The sequence below is a fragment of the Actinokineospora xionganensis genome (assembly GCF_014323725.1).
Classification (GTDB): domain Bacteria; phylum Actinomycetota; class Actinomycetes; order Mycobacteriales; family Pseudonocardiaceae; genus Actinokineospora; species Actinokineospora xionganensis.
Genome location: NZ_JABVED010000001.1, coordinates 722,869 through 742,346 on the forward strand (window position 1 = coordinate 722,869; position 19,478 = coordinate 742,346).

Annotated in this window: 19 protein-coding genes; 12 read left to right on the forward strand and 7 right to left on the reverse strand. The window is 70.3% G+C overall.

Annotated elements, in window-relative coordinates; genetic code table 11:
- Positions 1 to 35: 35 nt before the first annotated feature.
- Positions 36 to 1,010 carry a TIGR03885 family FMN-dependent LLM class oxidoreductase gene (locus GPZ80_RS03375; protein WP_187218245.1) on the forward strand — a complete coding sequence of 325 codons (975 nt, stop codon included), beginning with the start codon at positions 36 to 38 and terminating at the stop codon, positions 1,008 to 1,010.
- On the forward strand, positions 1,001 to 2,659 hold the full coding sequence (locus GPZ80_RS03380; RefSeq protein WP_187218246.1) for an alpha-amylase family protein: 1,659 nt from the start codon (positions 1,001 to 1,003) through the stop codon (positions 2,657 to 2,659). Before GPZ80_RS03375 ends, GPZ80_RS03380 begins: the two co-directional genes overlap by 10 nt.
- Positions 2,660 to 2,663: 4 nt before the next feature.
- On the opposite strand, the gene GPZ80_RS03385 is transcribed toward GPZ80_RS03380, so the two are convergent.
- A complete protein-coding gene (locus GPZ80_RS03385; RefSeq protein WP_187218247.1) occupies positions 2,664 to 3,155 on the reverse strand; it encodes a MarR family winged helix-turn-helix transcriptional regulator in 492 nt (163 codons plus the stop codon).
- Positions 3,156 to 3,263: 108 nt separating this feature from the next.
- Here GPZ80_RS03385 and GPZ80_RS03390 point away from each other — a divergent pair, with 108 nt between their 5' ends.
- Entirely contained in the window at positions 3,264 to 5,336 is a 2,073-nt protein-coding gene (locus tag GPZ80_RS03390) for an MMPL family transporter (RefSeq protein WP_187218248.1), read from the forward strand.
- Here GPZ80_RS03390 and GPZ80_RS03395 read toward each other — a convergent pair whose 3' ends face one another.
- Together GPZ80_RS03395 and GPZ80_RS03400 are read right to left on the reverse strand one after the other, a co-directional pair.
- Entirely contained in the window at positions 5,337 to 5,912 is a 576-nt protein-coding gene (locus tag GPZ80_RS03395) for a cadmium resistance transporter (RefSeq protein ID WP_187218249.1), read from the reverse strand. It lies immediately after the preceding gene.
- A gap of 24 nt (positions 5,913 to 5,936) precedes the next feature.
- Positions 5,937 to 6,428 (reverse strand): hypothetical protein, encoded by a 492-nt coding sequence (locus GPZ80_RS03400; protein WP_187218250.1) that lies wholly within the window; start codon positions 6,426 to 6,428, stop codon positions 5,937 to 5,939.
- 138 nt (positions 6,429 to 6,566) lie between these two features.
- Between GPZ80_RS03400 and GPZ80_RS03405 the strand changes: the two genes are divergently transcribed.
- The 7 genes from GPZ80_RS03405 to sulP all read left to right on the forward strand — a co-directional run bounded on the left by GPZ80_RS03405 (position 6,567) and on the right by sulP (position 13,804).
- Complete coding sequence (locus GPZ80_RS03405) at positions 6,567 to 6,797, forward strand: hypothetical protein (protein WP_187218251.1); 231 nt, start codon at positions 6,567 to 6,569, stop codon at positions 6,795 to 6,797.
- A gap of 53 nt (positions 6,798 to 6,850) precedes the next feature.
- Complete coding sequence (locus GPZ80_RS03410) at positions 6,851 to 7,438, forward strand: hypothetical protein (protein WP_187218335.1); 588 nt, start codon at positions 6,851 to 6,853, stop codon at positions 7,436 to 7,438.
- Between the two features lie 13 nt (positions 7,439 to 7,451).
- Positions 7,452 to 7,907, forward strand: coding sequence for a DUF4383 domain-containing protein (locus GPZ80_RS03415; protein ID WP_187218252.1), 456 nt, complete (start codon positions 7,452 to 7,454; stop codon positions 7,905 to 7,907).
- 99 nt (positions 7,908 to 8,006) lie between these two features.
- The gene (locus GPZ80_RS03420) at positions 8,007 to 9,401 is read left to right on the forward strand and encodes a S8 family peptidase (protein WP_187218253.1); all 1,395 of its coding nucleotides are present in this window, start codon (positions 8,007 to 8,009) and stop codon (positions 9,399 to 9,401) included.
- A 363-nt stretch (positions 9,402 to 9,764) separates the two neighbouring features.
- Positions 9,765 to 10,697, forward strand: coding sequence for a DUF2157 domain-containing protein (locus tag GPZ80_RS03425; protein WP_187218254.1), 933 nt, complete (start codon positions 9,765 to 9,767; stop codon positions 10,695 to 10,697).
- 134 nt (positions 10,698 to 10,831) lie between these two features.
- Entirely contained in the window at positions 10,832 to 11,614 is a 783-nt protein-coding gene (locus GPZ80_RS03430; protein ID WP_187218255.1) for a S1 family peptidase, read from the forward strand.
- Positions 11,615 to 12,070: 456 nt separating this feature from the next.
- Positions 12,071 to 13,804, forward strand: coding sequence for a sulfate permease (gene sulP, locus GPZ80_RS03435; RefSeq protein WP_312880085.1), 1,734 nt, complete (start codon positions 12,071 to 12,073; stop codon positions 13,802 to 13,804).
- A 58-nt stretch (positions 13,805 to 13,862) separates the two neighbouring features.
- Here the strand turns inward: sulP and GPZ80_RS03440 are convergent, their stop codons facing one another.
- Entirely contained in the window at positions 13,863 to 15,356 is a 1,494-nt protein-coding gene (locus tag GPZ80_RS03440) for a flavin-containing monooxygenase (protein ID WP_187218256.1), read from the reverse strand.
- A 101-nt stretch (positions 15,357 to 15,457) separates the two neighbouring features.
- Between GPZ80_RS03440 and GPZ80_RS03445 the strand changes: the two genes are divergently transcribed.
- Positions 15,458 to 16,678, forward strand: coding sequence for a PucR family transcriptional regulator (locus tag GPZ80_RS03445; RefSeq protein WP_187218257.1), 1,221 nt, complete (start codon positions 15,458 to 15,460; stop codon positions 16,676 to 16,678).
- Positions 16,679 to 16,837: 159 nt separating this feature from the next.
- Here GPZ80_RS03445 and GPZ80_RS33260 read toward each other — a convergent pair whose 3' ends face one another.
- The 3 genes from GPZ80_RS33260 to GPZ80_RS33265 all read right to left on the reverse strand — a co-directional run bounded on the left by GPZ80_RS33260 (position 16,838) and on the right by GPZ80_RS33265 (position 18,301).
- Positions 16,838 to 16,969 (reverse strand): hypothetical protein, encoded by a 132-nt coding sequence (locus GPZ80_RS33260; RefSeq protein WP_281401142.1) that lies wholly within the window; start codon positions 16,967 to 16,969, stop codon positions 16,838 to 16,840.
- Positions 16,970 to 17,101: 132 nt separating this feature from the next.
- Complete coding sequence (locus tag GPZ80_RS03450; protein ID WP_187218258.1) at positions 17,102 to 17,893, reverse strand: PRC and DUF2382 domain-containing protein; 792 nt, start codon at positions 17,891 to 17,893, stop codon at positions 17,102 to 17,104.
- A gap of 285 nt (positions 17,894 to 18,178) precedes the next feature.
- Positions 18,179 to 18,301: a hypothetical protein gene (locus tag GPZ80_RS33265; RefSeq protein ID WP_281401143.1), complete on the reverse strand. Its 123-nt coding sequence runs from the start codon at positions 18,299 to 18,301 to the stop codon at positions 18,179 to 18,181.
- A 168-nt stretch (positions 18,302 to 18,469) separates the two neighbouring features.
- Between GPZ80_RS33265 and GPZ80_RS33610 the strand changes: the two genes are divergently transcribed.
- A complete protein-coding gene (locus GPZ80_RS33610) occupies positions 18,470 to 19,471 on the forward strand; it encodes a pentapeptide repeat-containing protein (RefSeq protein ID WP_187218259.1) in 1,002 nt (333 codons plus the stop codon).
- The last annotated feature ends 7 nt before the right edge of the window (positions 19,472 to 19,478 follow it).

The window sequence follows — 19,478 nt, forward strand, 5'->3', positions numbered from 1 at the left end:
GCTTCAAAACGGCCGACCTGGGTATTGCTGATGGCATGACTGTCTTCGGCTTCCATGCCTCGCATGAACAGGTCCATCCGCGGGCGCTGCTCGACGCCGCGGGCAGGGCCGAGCGGGTGGGGTTCCGGGCGGCGATGTCCTCGGACCACTTCTCGCCGTGGAGCGCGCGGCAGGGCCACTCCGGGTTCGCCTGGTCGTGGCTGGGTGCGGCGCTGCAGGCGACGAGCCTGCCGTTCGGCGTGGTCAGCGCCCCCGGCCAGCGGTATCACCCGGCGGTCCTGGCGCAGGCGATCGGGACGCTGGGGGCGATGTTCCCCGACCGGTTCTGGGTGGCCCTGGGGTCCGGGGAGGCCAGCAACGAGCACATCACCGGCGACCGGTGGCCACGCAAGGACGTCCGCAACGCGCGCCTGCGCGAGTGCGTCGACGTCATCCGGGCACTGTTGGCGGGCGAGGAGGTCAGCCACGACGGGCTGGTGACAGTCGACCGGGCTCGGCTGTGGACGCTGCCGCAGACGCCACCGCCGCTGATCGGGGCCGCGGTGAGCGTGCAGACCGCCCGCTGGTGCGCGGACTGGGCGGACGGGCTGATCACCGTGGCGGGCCCGGAGGAGCACCTCAAGCGCATGATCGGCACGTACCGCGACGCCGGGGGACGCGGCAAGGTGGCGCTGCAGGTCCACCTGTCGTGGGCGCCGGACGAGGACACCGCGCGGCACGTCGCGCACGAGCAGTGGCGCAGCAACGTGTTCGGGCCGCCGATGTCGTGGGACTGGGAGTCGGCCGAGCACTTCGACGCCGCCGCCCGGCACGTCACCGCGGACGACGTGGCGAAGGTCGTGAACGTCTCGGCCGACCTGGGCAGGCACATCGAGTGGCTGCGGTCCTACGCCGACCTCGGCTTCGACGAGATCTACCTGCACCACGTCGGGCAGCGCCAGGACGAGTTCATCGCCGCGTTCGGCGAGTCGGTGCTGCCGAAACTCGCGGAGGTGGGGTCGTGGAGCTGACCCGGACCGCCGACCTGTGGTGGAAGACCGCGATCGTGTACTGCCTGGACGTGGAGACGTTCTTCGACAGCAACGGCGACGGCCACGGCGACTTCCGCGGCCTGACGCAGAAGATCGACTACCTGGACCGGCTCGGCGTCACCTGCGTGTGGCTGATGCCGTTCTACCCCTCCCCCGATCGCGACGACGGTTACGACATCACCGACTTCTACAACGTCGACCCCCGGCTGGGCACGCTCGGAGACTTCGTCGAGTTCCTGCGTACCGCACGCGACCGAGGAATTCGGGTGATCGCCGACCTGGTGGTCAACCACACCTCCGACCGGCACCCATGGTTCCAGAGCGCCCGCGAGGGCCCGGACTCGCAGTACCACGACTGGTACGTGTGGCAGGACAAGCCGCCGCCGGACGCCAAGAAGGGCATCGTCTTCCCCGACCAGGAAGAGAGCCTGTGGACCTACGACCGCAAGGCGAAGCGGTACTACCTGCACCGGTTCTACAAGCACCAGCCCGACCTCGACGTGGCGAACCCGGCGGTGCGCGACGAGATCGCCCGGGTGATGGGCTTCTGGCTGGAGCTGGGCCTATCGGGGTTCCGGGTCGACGGGGTGCCGTTCCTGCTCGACACCGCGGGCAGCCACGACGCGGCGCAGTTGCCCGATCCGCACGACTACCTGGCTGACCTGCGCGCGTTCCTGGGCCGTCGCCGCGGCGACGCGGTGATGCTCGGCGAAGTGAACCTGCCGTACAAGGACACGATGAAGTTCTTCGGCGACGGTGACGGGGTCGCCGACGAGCTGACGATGTGCTTCGACTTCATCGGCATGCAGAAGATGTATCTGTCTCTGGCCCGCGAGGACGCCGAACCGCTCGCCGACGCGCTGCGGGAGCGCCCCCTGCCCCCGCGCGACGGGCACTGGGCGACATTCGTGCGCAACCACGACGAGTTGACCCTGGACAAGCTCACCGACTCCCAGCGCCAAGAGGTCTTCGCGGCGTTCGGGCCGGACAAGGACATGCAGCTTTACGACCGCGGGCTGCGCAGGCGCGTCCCCTCCATGTTCGACGGTGACGAGCGGCGGATCCGGATGGTCTACAGCCTGCTGTACTCGCTGCCGGGCTGCCCCGTCCTTTACTACGGCGAAGAGATCGGCATGGCCGAGGACCTCCGCGCCGAGGGACGGCTGGCGGTCCGCACCCCGATGCAGTGGTCGTCCACCCGCAACGCGGGGTTCTCCCAGGCGGACGTGAAGGACCTGCCGGGGCCGATCCCCCAGGGGCGGTTCGGGCCGGAGCACGTCAACGTCCGCGCGCAGGAGGGTGTCGCGGAGTCGCTGCACTCGTGGATCCGGCACCTCATCGACCGGTACCGGGAGTGCCCGGAACTGGCGTGGGGCCGCTACGAGGTGCTCGACACCGACGAGTCGTCCGTGCTGGCGCACCGCTGCGACATCCAAGGCACCGTCGTGGTCCTGCACAATCTGGCAGATCGCGAGGTCGCCCCGGAGATCACGCTGGACGGCGTGGACAACTCGCAGGTGCTCGTGGACCTGCTGCGGGAGGGCGAGACAGAGGTGTCGACCAAGGGGAAGGCGACTATCGAGCTCGAGTCCTACGGGTGCCGGTGGCTGCGAGTCACCGAGCGTTGAGGTGTCAGTGCTGGTCGGGCGCGGTCAACTGCTCCCGAACGCGAACCGTGGCCTCGGTGCTCAACGCGAGGAACCGGTCGATGATCCGGCGCTCCGACTGCCCGAACTCGGCCCAGACGCGGCTCATCTCCGCGCCGAGCGGGGCGAAGAACGCCCGGCCCACGTCCAGGGCACGGTCGTTCACCCGCAGCTCGACCCGGCGACGGTCGGCGATGCCGCGCTCACGGCGGATATGACCCGCGGCCTCGAGCCGGTCGAGCAGCGCGGTCACCGCGGACGCGCTCAGATGCAGCGATCCGGCCAGGTCACCCGGACTCAGGGAGCGGCCCGCGTGGTCGGCGTGCATGATCACGGCGAGCGCGTTGAGGTCCGTGCGGTGGATGCCCCGGGTCTCGCCGAACATCTCCGCGAACCGATCGGACTCCACCACGAGCTGCCGTAGCCGAGTGACCAACTGCTGGTCGGTGCACTCGGCGTCCGCACGCGGTCCGACCATTGACCCATCCTCCGGTTTGCCCATCGAGCGAAACCACCCTATTCTTTCGGTCGTCGAACTATTCGGCGATCGAACTACTTGTCCCGGCGAGACCCGAGGGTAGTGAGTGTGAGCACCACATCCGACACCGCGCGACCCGGACCGGCGCGGTGGCTGCTCCCCGCGTTGCTGATCATCGGCTGGCTGTTGGTCGGCGCCGTCGGCGGGCCCTTCGCGGGCAAGCTGAGCGAGGTCGCCGAGCAGGACAGCACCACCTTCCTACCCCGCTCGGCCGAGGCCACCCGGGTCGGCGAGTTGCAGCGCGCGTTCGCGGGCAGCCGTGCCGTGCCCGCGATCCTCATCGCCGAGCGGCAGGCCGGGATCACCGCGCAGGACGACCGCTACCTGGCCGACCGGCTGGGCGCGGTCGGCGACGTTGCCGGCGTGGACCAGGCGACCCCGAGGTGGCTGCCCGCCCCCGACTCCCCCGCCGCCCGGCAGGCGATCATCTCCGTCGACGCGGAGGTCGACCCCGGCACGGCCATCGAGGAGGTCCGGGACCGGCTCGACACCGGTCGACCGGACGGACTCACGGTTCTGGTGACCGGGCCCGCCGCGCAGGCCGCCGATCTGGGCGAGGCGTTCGGCGGGATCGACGGCCTGCTGCTGCTCGTCGCGGGCGCCGTCGTGGTCGTCATCCTCATCGTGGTCTACCGCAGCCCGATCCTGCCGCTGGTCGTGCTGCTGTCGGCGGTGTTCGCCCTCGGACTCGCCAGCCTCGCGGTGTATTTGCTGGCGAAGAACGACGTGCTCGACCTCAACGGCCAGAGCCAGGGCATCCTGTTCATCCTCGTCTTCGGCGCCGCCACCGACTACGCCCTGCTGCTGGTGTCGCGGTTCCGCGAGGAACTCCGCGACACCGACGACCGCCATCGCGCGATCCGAACGTCGTTGCGCACCACGATCGAGCCCATCGCGGCGTCCGCGGGCACCGTGGTCCTGGGCGTGCTGTGTCTGCTGTTCAGCGACCTCAACTCCAACCGCGGCCTCGGACCGGTGGCCGCGATCGGCATCGCCGCCGCCTTCCTCACCACCACGACCTTCCTGCCCGCGGTGCTCGTCGTGCTCGGCCGGACAGCCTTCTGGCCGCGCAGGCCCACGCTCGGATCACCGCACCCGGAGACCTCGGGCCTGTGGGGCCGGGTGTCCGGGTGGGTGGGCCGGGCCCCGCGCGCCATCTGGGTGGTCACCACCTTGGTGCTGCTCGTCGGCGCCGCCTTCCTGCCCCAGCTGCGGGCGAGCGGGACCTCGCAGTCGGAGGTGTTCCTCACCGACGTGGACTCGGCCGCGGGGCAGCAGGTGGTCTCGCGCTACTTCCCGGGCGGCACCGGCGCGCCCACAGTCGTGATCGCCCGCGCCGACCGAGCCGACCAGGTGCTGGCCGCCGCCCGCGTCGACGGCGTCTCGACCGCGGCGGTGACCATGTCGAACGGACAGCCGAAGGTCGTCGACGGCCGGGTCAAACTCGACGTCGTGCTCGCGGACCCGGCCGACTCCGACGCCGCGATCGACACCGTCACCCGTGTCCGCCAAGCCGTGCACGCGGTCCCCGGCGCGGACGCGCTCGTGGGCGGACCGACCGCGAGCCAGCTCGACACCCGGGCGACCTCCGAACGGGACCGCGCGGTGATCATCCCGATCGTCCTGGTCGTGATCTTCGCGGTCCTCGCGCTGCTGCTGCGGTCACTGCTGGCGCCCGCCCTGCTGATCGCCACCGTGGTGTTGTCGTTCGCCGCGACGATGGGCGTGTCCGCCCTGGTGTTCAACGAGATCCTGGGCTTTCCCGGCGCGGACCCCGTGGTCCCGCTGTTCGGCTTCGTTTTCCTGGTCGCGCTGGGGATCGACTACAACATCTTCCTCATGACCCGGGTGCGCGAGGAGACCCGCGCGCTGGGCACCCGGGAGGGCACGCTGCGCGGTCTCTCGCTGACCGGTGGGGTGATCACCTCGGCGGGTGTCGTCCTCGCCGCCACGTTCGCCGCTCTCGCGGTGATACCGATCCTGTTCCTCGCCCAACTCGCCTTCATCGTCGCGTTCGGGGTGCTCGTGGACACCCTGATCGTGCGGTCGCTGCTGGTGCCCGCCCTGGTGGTCGACCTCGGCCGGGTGGTGTGGTGGCCCTCGCGCCTCGACAAGTCGTGATCACCGATCGATGAGGATGACCAGTCCGATGCCGACCAGCACGACGGGTAGCACCACGTGGCCCCAGCGGGAGAGGGCGCGGGCCACGGTGGGGCGGGTCGCGAGGAAGCGGCCCGCCGCGCACCACACGGCGACCAAGGCGAGGAACACGGCGGAATAGACCAGCAGCCTGCCGGTCCCCGCCGCGGTGAACACCGGGATGTACACGCCGAGGTTGTCCCCGCCGCCTGCCAGGGTCACGGCAGCCACCGCGAGCACACCGGGGCCCGCGACCGGATCGTCGCCTTCACCGCCGCCGCCGCGTTCGCGCCAAGCCTTCCAACCCGCGCGGACGCCAAGGGCGAGCGGGATGAGGCCAAGGTAGGGCCGGACGGACTCGGGCAGCAGCGATGCGCCCAGCGCCCCAACGACGGACAGGGCGAGGATCGCGCCGAAGCCGAGGTACTGCCCGACGACGACGCGCACAGCCGCCGCCCGGTCGCGGGCCCGCCCGAAGTACAGCGCCAGGATCAGGATGTCGTCGACATTGGTGACCGCGAACATCCCGGCCGCCTGACCGATCACCCCCAGGTGCATGGGCGCAGTCTCGCAGGCACCGCGTCAGGCGGCGTTCGGCCCGCCGAACGCCTCGCGGCCCGCGCGTTCGCGGAACGGCTCTATCGCGGCGATCTGGTGGCCCGCCCGGTCGATCAACGCGTCGAAGTCCACGTCCGGCAGACGTCGGGCCAGGCCCGCGAGGTCGCGCAGGGTGGCCCACAGCTGCTTCTTGGACTCGATGCCCATCACCAGGAACTCGAGCTCCTCGAAGCGGCTCAGCGGCGAGTACCGGACAAGCCGCCCATTCGGTTTCACCCTGCCGAGCCGCTCGGCGGCGAAGGCCAGGGACGTCTTGACGAGGTTGCGGCGGATGCCGAGGCGGCGCATGAGGTGCTCGAAGGTCGCGACATCCTCGGCGATGCCAGTGCTGACCGTCCCCAGCGCCTCGCCGAGCGCCGTTTCGCGGTTGGCGGCTCGCGACCGCTTCGCGAGCTCGCGCCAGCCGACGCCGAGGGCCAACTGGTCGTTGAGGTAAATGCTCAGGAAGTTCTCCATGCCCCGCCGGGTACCCCCGATCAGGGCAGGCCAAGCGGAGGACGATTACTTCACGCCGCCAGGGGGAACTTCACTGGGACGAACGGCTGTGCGACGCCGACGACCAATGTCCGACCGGTGAGCCGAAGAGGGAATACCGTGCGCTCCAAGGAAAGTGAGACCTCACGCACCCGCATGCGGGACACCGTGCGGGCGGGTCTGATCGCCGCGTACGTGGTGCTGGGGCTGCACGGCCTGATCTTGCTGACCGGCCCTGACTTCCTGGTCTCCGGCCCCCAGTTGACCTCCGAGCAATGTCTGACCGTGGCCGGTCTCTACCTGCTGCAACGACTCTTGGCGCGCAAGGAGCCGGAGGACGACCACTCATGATTCGGTCGCCCCGATCTGGGTAATCCCCCGGTGAACGCCCGGAGGGAGAAGCGATGGACGCCACGCTGGTCGTGCTGGACCCGGCCGACACCGCCGCGCACGGCGATCTCCCGGCGACTTGGCGCCCGTTCGCCCAGACCCGTCGCGTCCTGTGGTGCGCGACCGCCCGCGATGGCCTCCGCAACGCCGTGACCAGGGCGTTGGCCGAGGCCGACGGACCGGTCGACCTGCTGGCCGCGGGCATCGCCGCCGACCCGGCACTCGAAGTGGCCGCCGAATCCCCCGACCGCGTGAACCGCGTCCTGCTGGTCGACCCGGGCGCAGACGCGGACGTGGCCCCCGGCGGGCCCGCCGAGGAGGCGAGCGACGAGTGGATGCGGTCACGCGCGGGCAGGCGCCAGGCGTTGGCCGCGGCGGGGGTGGACGTCTCGCTCGTCGCCTACAGCGAAGGCGGGGCCCGCGACCGGGTGCCGCCGCCGATCCCGCTGGGCCATCCGGACGTGCTCGACGCTGTCCTGGAGGCACTGCGGTCGACCACCACCGACGTGGACGACTACGCCGACCCGGATGACTTCGCCGAAGCGATCGGCGTCGACCCGACCGCCGACGAGGTCGAGGACTACCGGAGCCGGACCGAATGAAGGGAGCGGGTCGATGAGCACCACCGCGCGGCGCTGGGGCCGACGTCCTCGGGTTTGGGGTGCGCGAACGTTCTGCGCCCTGCTCGGCCTGGTCTACCTGGTCATCGGGATCCTCGGCCTCGTCGAGACCGGCGCCGAGGCCTTTGAGGGGACGGAGTCGGTCGCCGGGCTCGGCGGGACGACCCTGCTGAACATCATCCACACCGCCGCGGGCGCGCTGGCCCTGGCCGCCGCGCTCCATTCGAGGACGACCCGGCTGTTCGGGTTCATCGGCCTGGTCTTCTTCCTCGGCCTGAGCGTGTACTCGGTCGTCGCGCTGATCGACGACGCCGAGAACGAGCCGCTGGGGATCTCCGTGCCGTCGACCGTCCTGCACTTCGCGGCCGTCCTGGTGTGCGCGGCGCTGATCGCGTGGACCGTCGGCGTGCGTGAGTCGGCCGCCGAGCGGCAAAGTGCCACCAGTACGTAACGACCCTTTCGTATGTGCCCGCTGTCACATAACGTCCGCGACTGGGGCGTGAAGGCACTAGACCGGGTTCATCCCCGGTCGACCGGGAGGTCATTTCCGATGAAGAAACGCTACGTGGCGGCGCTGGCCGCCCTGGGCCTGACTGTCGGCGGGCTGGTGGCCCTTCCCGCCGCGGCGGGTGGCGCGCCGACCGGCAAGCAGCCCGCGGCCGCGGCGAACAAGCAGGTGTCGGACCAGTTCATCGTCACGTTCGCCGACACGGTGAGTGAGCGCAAAGTCAGCCACAAGGACGTGACCCAGGACCGCGAGCTGGCGACCGGTGGCGTGGTGGTCCGGGCGAACCGGGCACTCGACGCAGCGGGCTCGCAGCGGCTGATGGCCGAGCTGCGCAGGCAGGCAGGCGTCGTCGAGGTCGAGGCCGACCTGATCGTCACCGCCCAGGCCGCGCCGAACGACGCCCTCTACGCCCAGCAGTGGGACCTGTACGAGCCACTCGGCGGCATGAACGTCGAACCGGCGTGGGCGGGCGCCGACGGTGCGGGCGTGACCGTCGCGGTGATCGACACCGGCATCGTGTCGCACTCCGACCTCAACGGGAACGTCCTGCCCGGATACGACTTCATCAGCTACCCGTCGGTCTCCCGCGACGGTGACGGCCGCGACGCCGACCCGAACGACGAGGGCGACTGGTACGACACCGGCGAGTGCGGCGGCGCCCCCGCGCCCGCGGCCTCCAGCTGGCACGGCACCCACGTGGCCGGGACCATCGCCGCGCTGACCGACAACGCCGCCGGCATCGCGGGCGTCGCGGGCGCGGCCAAGATCGTCCCGCTGCGTGTACTCGGCAAGTGCGGCGGCTACACCTCCGACATCGCCGACGCCATCACCTGGGCCGCGGGCGGCCGCGTCGCGCGCATCCCGAACAACCCGCACCCGGCCAAGGTCATCAACATGAGCCTCGGCGGCGCCAGCCCGCGCTGCGGCGGCACATATCAGAAGGCGATCAACACCGCGGTGAAGGCTGGCACCACCGTCGTCGTCGCGGCGGGCAACTCGAACTCCGACGTCGCGGGCTTCACCCCGGCCAACTGCAAGAACGTGGTCACCGTCGCGGCGAGCGACCGCGGCGCCGAACGTTCCTTCTACTCCAACTTCGGCCCGAAGATCGACGTCACCGCCCCCGGTGGCGAAGTCCGTCGGGCGACGGACCCGCCGGGAACCCGCACCACCCCGGAGAACGGCATCCTGTCGACGCTGAACTCCGGAACCACGGTCCAGGGCGCCGAGTCGTACAAGACGTACATGGGCACCAGCATGGCCGCCCCGCACGTGGCGGGCCTGGTCGCGCTGATGCTCGGGGAGGTCCCGATGGCTCCGGCTGAGGTGGAGGCGGCGCTCATCGCCAACGCACGCCCACTCGTCTCCTGCCCGGGCGGTTGCGGCGCCGGTTTGGTGGACGCGGGCGCGACGATCACGGCGATCACCGCGCCGTAAACGGCTTTGCGCGGTGGCGCACCTGCGGGCTGGGAACCGGCCCGCAGGTGCGCCACCACCGAACCGCCGCCGCCATGGGGCGGCGGGCGCCTCCGTGGGCGAGAGCCGCGCCGGCCGGATCGCCGGGTACAGCCCGGCGATCCCTCCGGTCAGGACAGTCGCACCCACCGCCCTGCCGAGGCCCACACGGGAACCACGGTCGGGCGCGCTGCCGGTCTGGATGGAGGCGAACGCCAAGGTGCGCCTGCGAAGCCGCTCTGTCGTTAGTCCATCGGCGTGGAACACGCGAAGTCGTTGCCGAACGTTCCGCGCTGATCGAGGGCCGATGCCTCACCCTGGTGACATCCACTCCAGGAGGCAGCCATGGCCACGACACTTACCCCCGAACAGGACGCAGCCCTGGCCAAGCTCGTCGCCGACGGGGTGCTCACCGCTGGGCAACGGGATGCCGTGCGGGGCGCCTTGACGGTGGACTCGGGGGTGCCGCGGCGGGTGGCGGAGGTGCTCGGGTACCTCGGTGGCGGGCTTGTCCTCGCCGGGACCGCGTTGTTGATCGGGACGTCCTGGGAGGAGTTGAGCCGGGGCGCGCGGATCGCGGTGTTGTTGGTCTCGGCAGCGGTGTTGCCGGCCGCGGGGATACTGATCGCGGGTGGACCCCAAGGGATGCGACCGCGGGTGGGGACGGCGCGGACGCGGGTCGCAGGGGTGCTGTTCGGGCTGACGGCCGTGGTGGGTGGGATCACCGCCGCGACGATCGCGACCAGCCATGAAGGGCTGTGGGCGACCGCGACGATGCTTGTGCTCGCCGGCTGCGGCTACCTGGCCCTGCCGTCCCTCACCTGCCTGGCCGTCGCGGCCGTGGGCAGTGTGGCCGTCGCGTGGCAGGTGGTCGTGGAGCTCCTCGACGCCGACGCCCCCTGGCTGGCCGGGACGCTGATCCTGATCGGGGCCGCGTGGGGTGCCCTGACGGTGGCAGGTGTGATGCGGCCGGCGTGGGCCGGGTACACCGTGGCCGCGGGGATCGCCCTGATCGGCGCCCAGGTGCCGCTCGGGTCCTCCGAATGGACCGCGTGGGGCTATCTGCTGACCGCCGCGGTCGCGGTCGCGGGCTTGCTGGCCTACCGGCTGACCCGGTCCCCCGTGCTGCTCGCCGCAGGCGTCGTCGGGTTCACCCTCGCGGTGCCCGAGGCGATCTGGGACTGGACCGGCGGCTCCGTGGGCGGCGCCGCGATCGTGCTGATCGCCGGGGCCGTCCTGCTGGCCCTGGGTGGGCTGAGCCTGCGGCTACGCCATTAATTGACTACTTTACGTGCCTTACGCGCAACAAATGGCAACTGGTGACAGTTCCGCACAGGTATGCAAGGCCATCCGCAGTGCTTAGGTTCCCTACGTCACCGAATCGAGGGCTTCGGTGACGGAAGGAGCACCACATGAGGGCACGTACCCTGCTCGTGGGCATGGTCGCCGCCGCGGCGACCGCGCTCGCCGCGCCGATCGCGAGCGCCGCACCGGACGACGGACCGGTCTCGCCGATGATCGTCGGCGGCGGAAACGCCACCCAGACCTACAGCTTCATGGCGTCCATGCAGAGCACCACCGGTTCGCACGTCTGCGGCGCCTCCCTGATCAAGGCCGACTGGGCGGTCACCGCCGCGCACTGCGTCTCGGGCCGCACCCCGGGCAACACGCGTCTGCGCGTCGGCACCACGGACCGCACCAGCGGCGGCACCGTGGTCGGCGTCAGCCGGATCATCATTCACCCGAACTACCGCACCACCGGGGACATCGCGCTGCTGCAGCTGAGCAGCGCGGTCTCGCAGACCCCGATCCGCATCGCGGACACCTCCGGCCCGGTGGGCACCAGCACCCGCATCATCGGCTGGGGCCAGACCTGCCCGGTCCGCGGCGGGTGTGGCGCTCCGGTGATCCTGCAGGAGCTCGACACCTCCATCGTGGCGGACCGGCTATGCAAGGGCGGGCGCATCGACGGCCCGACCGAGATCTGCACCGACAACCCGAACGACAACGCGGGCGCCTGCTACGGCGACTCCGGCGGCCCGCAGATCAAGGCCGTCAACGGCACGTGGGAGCTCATCGGGGCGACCAGCCGCGCCGGTGGCCGCACCAGCACCTGCGCCGTCGACCCGTCGATCTACAGCGACGTGCCTGCCTACCGGACCTGGATCACCGGGTACACGGGCGCGCTTTCCTAGGCACGACAGGAATAGGCCCTCCCGGCACGGCGGGTTCTAGCGATCCCCGCAACACCCTGGACTTCAGGGAGTTGCGGGGATCGTGTTTTCACCACGGTTGCGGGCGGGGTTCTTCGAGGAGCTGGATCGTGAAGGCGGCAATGTCTCGGTGGCCGCCCGGTCGGTTGGGGTGAACCTGAACACGGCGTTCGGGTGGGTGCGGAAGGCTGGCCTGCGCGTGCGGAGTACGACAGCAACTCAACGGCCGGCCACGCAAACGCTCGGCTGGAACACCCCAGCCGAGCGCCTGCGTGATCTACTGACGACCGCATAAGCCATCAGGTGTTGCGAGGACCCCGAGAATCCGCCCACAACGGGAGGGCCTGGTTTCGTTCGAGCGACCGCGGTCTCTGGCTACGCTGACCGGAACCTGACCCGCGACTCCGGTGTGGACACCACAGCGGATCGGAGGACGCCGTGCGATTCCCTTTCGCCCCGGGCATCACCGCGCTGCGCGGGTACCAGCGGAGCTGGCTGCGCGGTGACGTCGTCGCCGGTGTCACCGTCGCGGCGTACTTGATCCCGCAGGTCATGGCGTACGCCGAGGTCGCAGGCCTGGCTCCGGTGGTGGGCCTGTGGGCGATCATGGCGTCCCTGCTTGTCTACACGGTGTTCGGCACGTCCCGGCAGCTCTCGGTCGGCCCGGAGTCGTCGACCGCGCTGATGACCGCCGTCGCGATCGCGCCATTGGCCGCGGGTGACCCCGGCCACTACGCCGCGCTGGCCTCGGCGCTCGCCCTGCTGGTCGGCGTCCTGTGCGTGCTCGGCAGGCTGGGTCGGCTGGGCTTCCTCGCCGACCTGCTCTCCCGGCCGGTCCTGGTCGGCTACATGGCGGGCATCGCGGTCCTCATGATCGTCGGCCAGCTCGGCAAGCTCAGCCGGGTCCCGGTGTCGGGCGAGTCGATCCTGGCCCAGGTGCGGTCCTTCGCCGAGCAGCTCGACCGGGTCCACCCGCCGACCCTGCTGCTGGCCGCCGGTGTCCTCGTCTTCCTCCTGATGGTCGGACGGACTCTGCCGCGGCTGCCAGTGCCGCTGATCGGCGTGCTGCTGGCCACGGCCGTGACCGCCGTGTTCTCCCTACGGGACCTGGGAGTCAAGGTGATCGGCGAGATCCCGGCAGGCTTCCCGAGCCCTGGGTTGCCGTCGGTGTCCGGGGCCGACCTGACCGCCTTGCTGCTGCCCGCGATCGGCGTGGCGATCGTCGGATACTCCGACAACGTGCTCACCGCGCGCTCCTTCGCCACCCGCAACGGCTACCGCGTCGACGCCAACGCCGAGCTGCTCGCGCTGGGCACGTCGAACCTCGCCTCCGGGATGGTCAGCGGATTCCCGGTCAGCAGCAGCGCCAGCCGCAGCTCGATCGGCGACGCGCTCGGCAGCCGCACCCAGCTGCATTCCCTGGTCGCGCTGGCCGCGGTGGCGCTGACCCTGGCCGTCGGCAGGCCGGTGCTCGCCCTGTTCCCCGCCGCCGCGCTGGGCGCCCTGGTGGTCTACGCGGCCGTGCGGCTCGTCGAGCTCACCGAGTTCCGCAGGATCGCTCGCTTCCGCCGCAGTGAGCTGGTCCTGGCGGTCGCGACCACCGCCGCCGTGCTGCTGCTTGGGGTCCTCTATGGGGTCCTGGCCGCGATCGCACTATCTATTTTGGACTTGTTGCGCCGGGTGGCCAGGCCGCACGACGGCATCCTCGGCTACGCCCCAGGGATCGCCGGGATGCATGACATCGACGACTACCCGAACGCCACGCGGGTGCCCGGCCTGGTCGTCTACCGCTACGACGCGCCGATGTTCTTCGCCAACGCCGACGACTTCCGCAACCGCGCGCTCGCCGCCGTCGACGACTCCCCCACCGCCGTGGAGTGGTTCCTCCTCAACGCCGAGGCCAACGTCGATGTCGACCTGACCGCCGTCGACGCCATCGAGGACCTGCGCGCCGAACTGGCGCGGCGCGGCATCGTGTTCGCCATGGCCCGGGTCAAGCAGGACCTGCGCGAGGACCTCGACCGGGCCGGGCTGATCGTCCGGATCGGCTCGGATCGCGTCTTCCCCACCCTGCCCACCGCCGTGGCCGCCTACCGCGTCGCCTACGCCGCGCGTCACGGCACTCCCCCACCCGGCACCGGACCGGTCCATCAGCCGCCAGCGCCGGGCTGACCACTCCTACCAGCCATTGGCGCGGATCATGTCGCCATTGTTGTCGCGGCTCAGCATGTCACCACGTCCACTGCGGAACCACCGAACGCGAGGTGCGGCTGGAGAAGTGCAGGTGCCCGTCGACGACGGCGCCGTGGCGCATCTGCTCGCGGTCCTCGTGGTAGTCCATCGCCATGAGCCAGGGGGCCGCAGGCCCCTGCTTGGGCAGCAACGTCAGCGAGCGCTGGACGTAGCCCGCGCCGAAGTCGAGCAGCGGGCGGGTCGGCAGGTCGGGGTCGGCGACCGCCCACACCGCGTGGTGGCCGTGATCGTCGAGGTGGCGCAGCAGGCGGCAGAAGTACTCGCAGAGCAGGCCGATCTTCAACGTCCACGACGAGTTCGTGTACCCGATGGCGATGGCGAAGTTCGGCACCCCGCTGAGCATCATGCCCCGGTAGACGACCGTGTCGGGGAACGAGACCGGCCGCTCGTCGACGGTGAGGTCGATGCCGCCGAAGAGCTCGATGTTCAGCCCGGTGGCGGTGACGATGATGTCCGCCTCCACCTCCGCGCCGTTCTCCAGCCGGATCCCGGTCTCGGTGAAGGTCTCGATGCGGCCGGTGACGACCGATGCCTTGCCCTTGCGGATCGCCCGGAACAGGTCTCCGTCGGGGACCGCGCACAGGCGCTGGTCCCACGGGTCGTACGGTGGGTTGAAGTGCTCGTCTACCGGGAAGCCCTCGGGCAGCAGCTTCACGTTCAGCGAGCGGATGATCTTGCGGGCCGCGCCGGGAAAGCGTTGGCAGAACCGCCAGATGGCCCGGGACTGGGCGATGTTCTTGCGGCGGGTCAGCGCGTACCCGCGTTCGGCGCCGAACACCCGGGTCAGCAGGGACGCCACCTTGTCCTCCTTGGGCACCGGCACGATGTAGCTCGGTGTCCGCTGCAGCATGGTGACGTGGCCCGCCGTGTCCGCCATCGCGGGCACCAGGGTGACCGCGGTGGCGCCGCTGCCGATCACCACGACCCGCTTGCCCGCGTAGTCGAGATCCTCGGGCCAGTGCTGCGGGTGCACGATCCGGCCCGCGAACCGGTCCCGGCCCTCGAAGTGCGGCGTGAAGCCCTCGTCGTAGCGGTAGTAGCCGCCGGCGGAGAAGATCCAGCCCGCCGAGAGCCGCGAGCGCTCCCCCGTGTCGGTGCGTTCGACATCGACGAGCCAGCGAGCGTCCTCTGTGGACCAAGCGGCGGCGAGAACCTTGTGGTGGTAACGGATGTGGCCGTCGAGGCCGTTCTCGGTCGCGGTCTCCCGCAGGTAGGCCAGGATGCGGTCGGCCGACGCGATCGACTCCTTGTCGCGCCATGGCTTGAACTCGTAGCCGAAGGTGTGCAGGTCGGAGTCCGACCGGATGCCCGGGTACCGAAACAGGTCCCAGGTGCCACCTGACGCGGCGCGGGCCTCCAGGATCACCAAGCTCTTCGACGGGTGCTCGGTGCGCAGGTAGCGGCCGGCGCCGATGCCGGAGATGCCCGCGCCGACGATCAGGACGTCGACGTGCTCAAGTGCGGTGGTCATGAACGGCTCCCTTGTGCGGCTGACTCAAGAATCCCGGTCCATCACCCGTTCGGACCAGAACGATCTGCCTCAGATTTACCCGCTTGTGGTGCAATGTGTTCATGAGCCAGCCGTGGCCGACGCCGTCGCACCGAGTGCGTGACCTGCTCCGACAGGGCGCGGAGATCGCCCTGAACCCCCGCGCGGAGTGGATCGAAGACCTGCACGCGGCCGCCCTGAGCGGGACGCGGATGCGGGCGGTCGCCGAGGACCCGGTCCTGCGCGAAGGGGTGCGGCGGACGAACCTCGCCAACCTCCTGCACTGGGCGTCGGCCAACGCGCGGCACCCCGGCCGCCGGGTGCCCCCGTACATCGGGCCGGAGGCGCTGGAGAACTCCCGCGACCTGGTGCGGCGCGGATTGGACGTCGGCGCCCTCGACTCGTACCGGACGGGCCAGAACGCGGCGTGGCGGCGGTGGATGGAGATCTGCTTCGGCCTTACCAGCGACCCCGCGCAGCTCCACGAGCTGCTCGACGTGTCGTCGCGCTCGATCTCGGCTTTCCTCGACGACACCGTCGCCGCCATCTCCGAGCGGATGGACGCCGAACGCCACGAGCTCGTCCGGGGCACCCACGCCGAGCGCCGCGCCGCCGTGGCGCTGCTACTCGAAGGCGCCCCCATCACCCGCGCCCGGGCAGAGGCGCAGTTGGGCTACGCGCTCACCGGCAGTCACACGGCGGCAGTCGTGTGGACCAGCGAACACGCGAGCATGGACCAGCTCGAGGGCGCGGCGGAGCAACTGGCGCGGGCGAGCGACGCGCCACGCAGGCTCACCGTCGTGGCGGGCGCGGGCACACTCTGGGTGTGGCTGCCGGTGGCCGCCGCACCGCGGTCGGCCGCGTATCTCGCGGCCTATCCGGAGGTCCGGGTGGCCGTCGGCAGGCCAGGTCGCGATATCGACGGCTTCCGTCGCGGCCACCTCGACGCGCTCACCACCCAGCGCATGCTCGCCCGCCTGACCTCACCACAGCAGTACGCGCGGTACGAGGATGTCCAGTTGGTCGCCCTGCTGAGCACCGATCCCGCCCAGGCGGACGAGTTCGTCGCCGACACCCTCGGGGACCTGGAGTACGCCGACCCGGAGATCCTCGACGTCGTGCGCGCCTATGTGCGGGAGCAGTGCAACACCTCCCGCACGGCCGAACGCCTCTACAGCCACCGCAACACCGTCATCCGCAGGCTGGCCCGGGCCGACGAGCTGCTGCCGCGGCCGCTGGCGGAGAACCTCGTGGCCGTCGCGGCCGCGCTGGATCTCCTCAGGTGGCGTCAGCCGAAGACCTAGTGGCCCGTCCAGGGACGTTGGCCGGGTCTCGACATGCCCACGACGCCGCTGCCCGCGTTGCCGGAACAGCCAAGTACAACCCGGTACGAGCGCTGTCCCCGCGCCTTGGCAGCGACGCCGTGACCACGCCGATACCCGGCCAACGTCCTGGACGAGCCACTAGTTCGGCACCCACCCGGCCAGGAAGAGCACGCACGCGACTTCCAGCATCACCATGGCGGGCGCGGGCTCACTGTCGATGTCGACACGCCAGTGGTCGAACAACGCGAGAACGTCGTCATCGCTGATCACCGGTGCCTCCTCTGTGGAAGCTACGTCGACATTGATCAATGCCTTGTTACCGGATGTCTGAAGTGGACAGCCGAATCCGGCACGCCCCGGCCGCCCGGCGGTGCCGGTGGCCGGAGCGCGATGGGACTGGGGTCAGCGCTTCGGGCGGCCCCGGCCGTCGGTGTCGGTGTCGGTGTCGGTGTCGGTGTCGATGCGCTCCTTGCGGACCTCGCCGCTCACGCGCTCGGTGCCGGTGACTTCTTCCTTGCTCAGCCGCACCCGTTCCACCGGAGTCGTCTCGGTGTCGACCACGGGCCGCTCGGCGTGCAGCGTCACCTCGTGCTCCTCTTCCGAGATGTCCGGGCCGGACAGCGCGGCCTCGCGGTTGGCCTCGGTGATGGGCTCACGCTCCACCCGGACTTCCTCGCGGGTCACGGGGACGTCGACCTGCTCGGTCTCAGTCACCACGTACTTGCGCAGGCGCGCGTGACCGGTCTCCTCGGTCTGGGTGCCCACCCGCAGGTGCTCCTCCGACCGGGTCATGGCGTCGTCGGTCGTCGGACCAGAGGTGTCACGGCCGACCGCGTTCTTCGGCTTCCCATCCGCGCGGTTCGGCTGCCCGTCGGCGATTCCGTAGTACCGGTGCAGCCGCTCCTCCTCACCGGGATCGATGCGCCCCGCGTCGGGGTCGACCTGCGGCGCGTCCTTGACCTTCGCCTTCTCGAACGGCGTCTGCACCTTGTCCCCCGAGGCCTTCAGGCCACGCATCGGCAGGAAAGTCTCGTGTGTGCCGAACAGGCCCGTGTTCACCGTGACCCAACTGGGCGTGCCGTCGCGCTCGTCGGTCCACAGCTGGCCGACCTTGCCGATCTTTTCGCCCTTCTGGTCGTACACCGTCTTGCCGGTGAGCGAATTCGCCAGTTCCCGCACGTTCGCGGTAGTCATCACTTCTCCTTCCTTGTGGGTGAGTAAGTGGCCTACCCGCTTCCCCGCGAACCCCAAACACCCCCAAGACCACCCGCGAATTCCCCGCCCGCCGCCTCGCCACCCAGCGGTGTGGCGACGCCCCGCCGCCGTCCTGGCGGCTTTTGACCGACCTCGGAAGTCGGCCACTGTTTCGACCAGATCTACTGGATATCTTGATAGCTGATACTTAATAGGGCATTTGCGGTGGATAGAAGGCGCAAATGATTCGTCTCGTCGGGGTCGGTCCCAGGCGCTGCCGTCCTTCTACAGCCTGTCGTAGCGGGTGTCCTCGTCCGGGAGGAACACGAACCTGGTGCCGGACACCAGATCCGATCCGGCGCAGCGGATGACGAGGTAGTCGGCGTCGACCCGGAGCCTGCGGGTCACGTTCCAGCACGCCTGCAGGCAGCGTGATCAGCCACAGCGTGGCATAGGACGCCGATTGGACCGCCGGAGATCGTTTCCGTTCCGAGGCGTAGCACTGCGACCGCTTTCGGCGACAAGGATCACGTGGAAGACGATCAGGCCCCGGCGGCCCCCGGACCCAGTCGGTGGGTGATCGCCGTCCTTGTGGTGGCGGGGCTCGCCATCCTGGGCTGGGCACTCGCCCGCAATGACCTGCTGCCGTCCCTGGCGTGGCTCACCCACTGGTGGCCCGCGGTGGTCGGCGCTCTGCTGCTGGTCGGGGCCGCCGCGGTGTGGCGCCGGGGACGCGCACCGGGAAACCCCTCGGCCAGTCGCCGCGACTGGACGCAGACGATCACCGCCGTCACCGCGCTCGGCGCGCTGCTGTTCACCGCGCTGTCGCTGCAGGCGACCCGTGAGCAAATCCAGGTCTCCGAACAGGGCCAGATCACTGAGCGCTACGCCAAAGCCGTCGAGTTGCTGGGCACGCCCGGCACTGAGAATATCCAGACCCGCCTGGGCGGCATCTACGCCCTGGAACGGCTGGCGGCGGACTCGCCGCGCGATCAGCAAACCGTGGTCGAGGTGCTCAGTGCCTTCATCCGCGCCAACAGCCCGCGAACCGACCCGACCAAGCCCTGTCCGGCCACGGCCGCCGATGTCGAAGCCGCGTTCGTCGTCATCACCCGCCGAGTGGTGGCCAACGATCCGAGACGTCCCGTGGGCGGGCTCAACGTCCCGAGTGCGGTCAACCTGCGCCACACCTGCCTTGCCGAGATGCGCGCGTTCAACGCTGACCTGAGTTCGATGTCGCTGGTCGGCGCGGATCTCAGCCGCTCCGAGCTGAGCCGGGCGCATGGCGGGCTGATCTCGTTCAACGGCGCGACACTCACCGGCACGGACCTGAGCTACGCCGACCTGTCGAGTTTCGTCTTCCTGGACCGGACGGACTTGTCCGGCGCGCGGCTGGACTACGCGAAAGTCGGTCCCACCAGCCTGACCGACGTCAACCTGGGCAATGCCGACCTGCGTGGTGCGGACCTGCGCCACGTGACGTTCACCAACGTGATCCTGACCGGCGCCCAACATGACAAACGCACCAACACCGAAGGCGCCACGCACGACGCCAAGACCGTCGGCGCGTGGTGGTGAGCGCGCG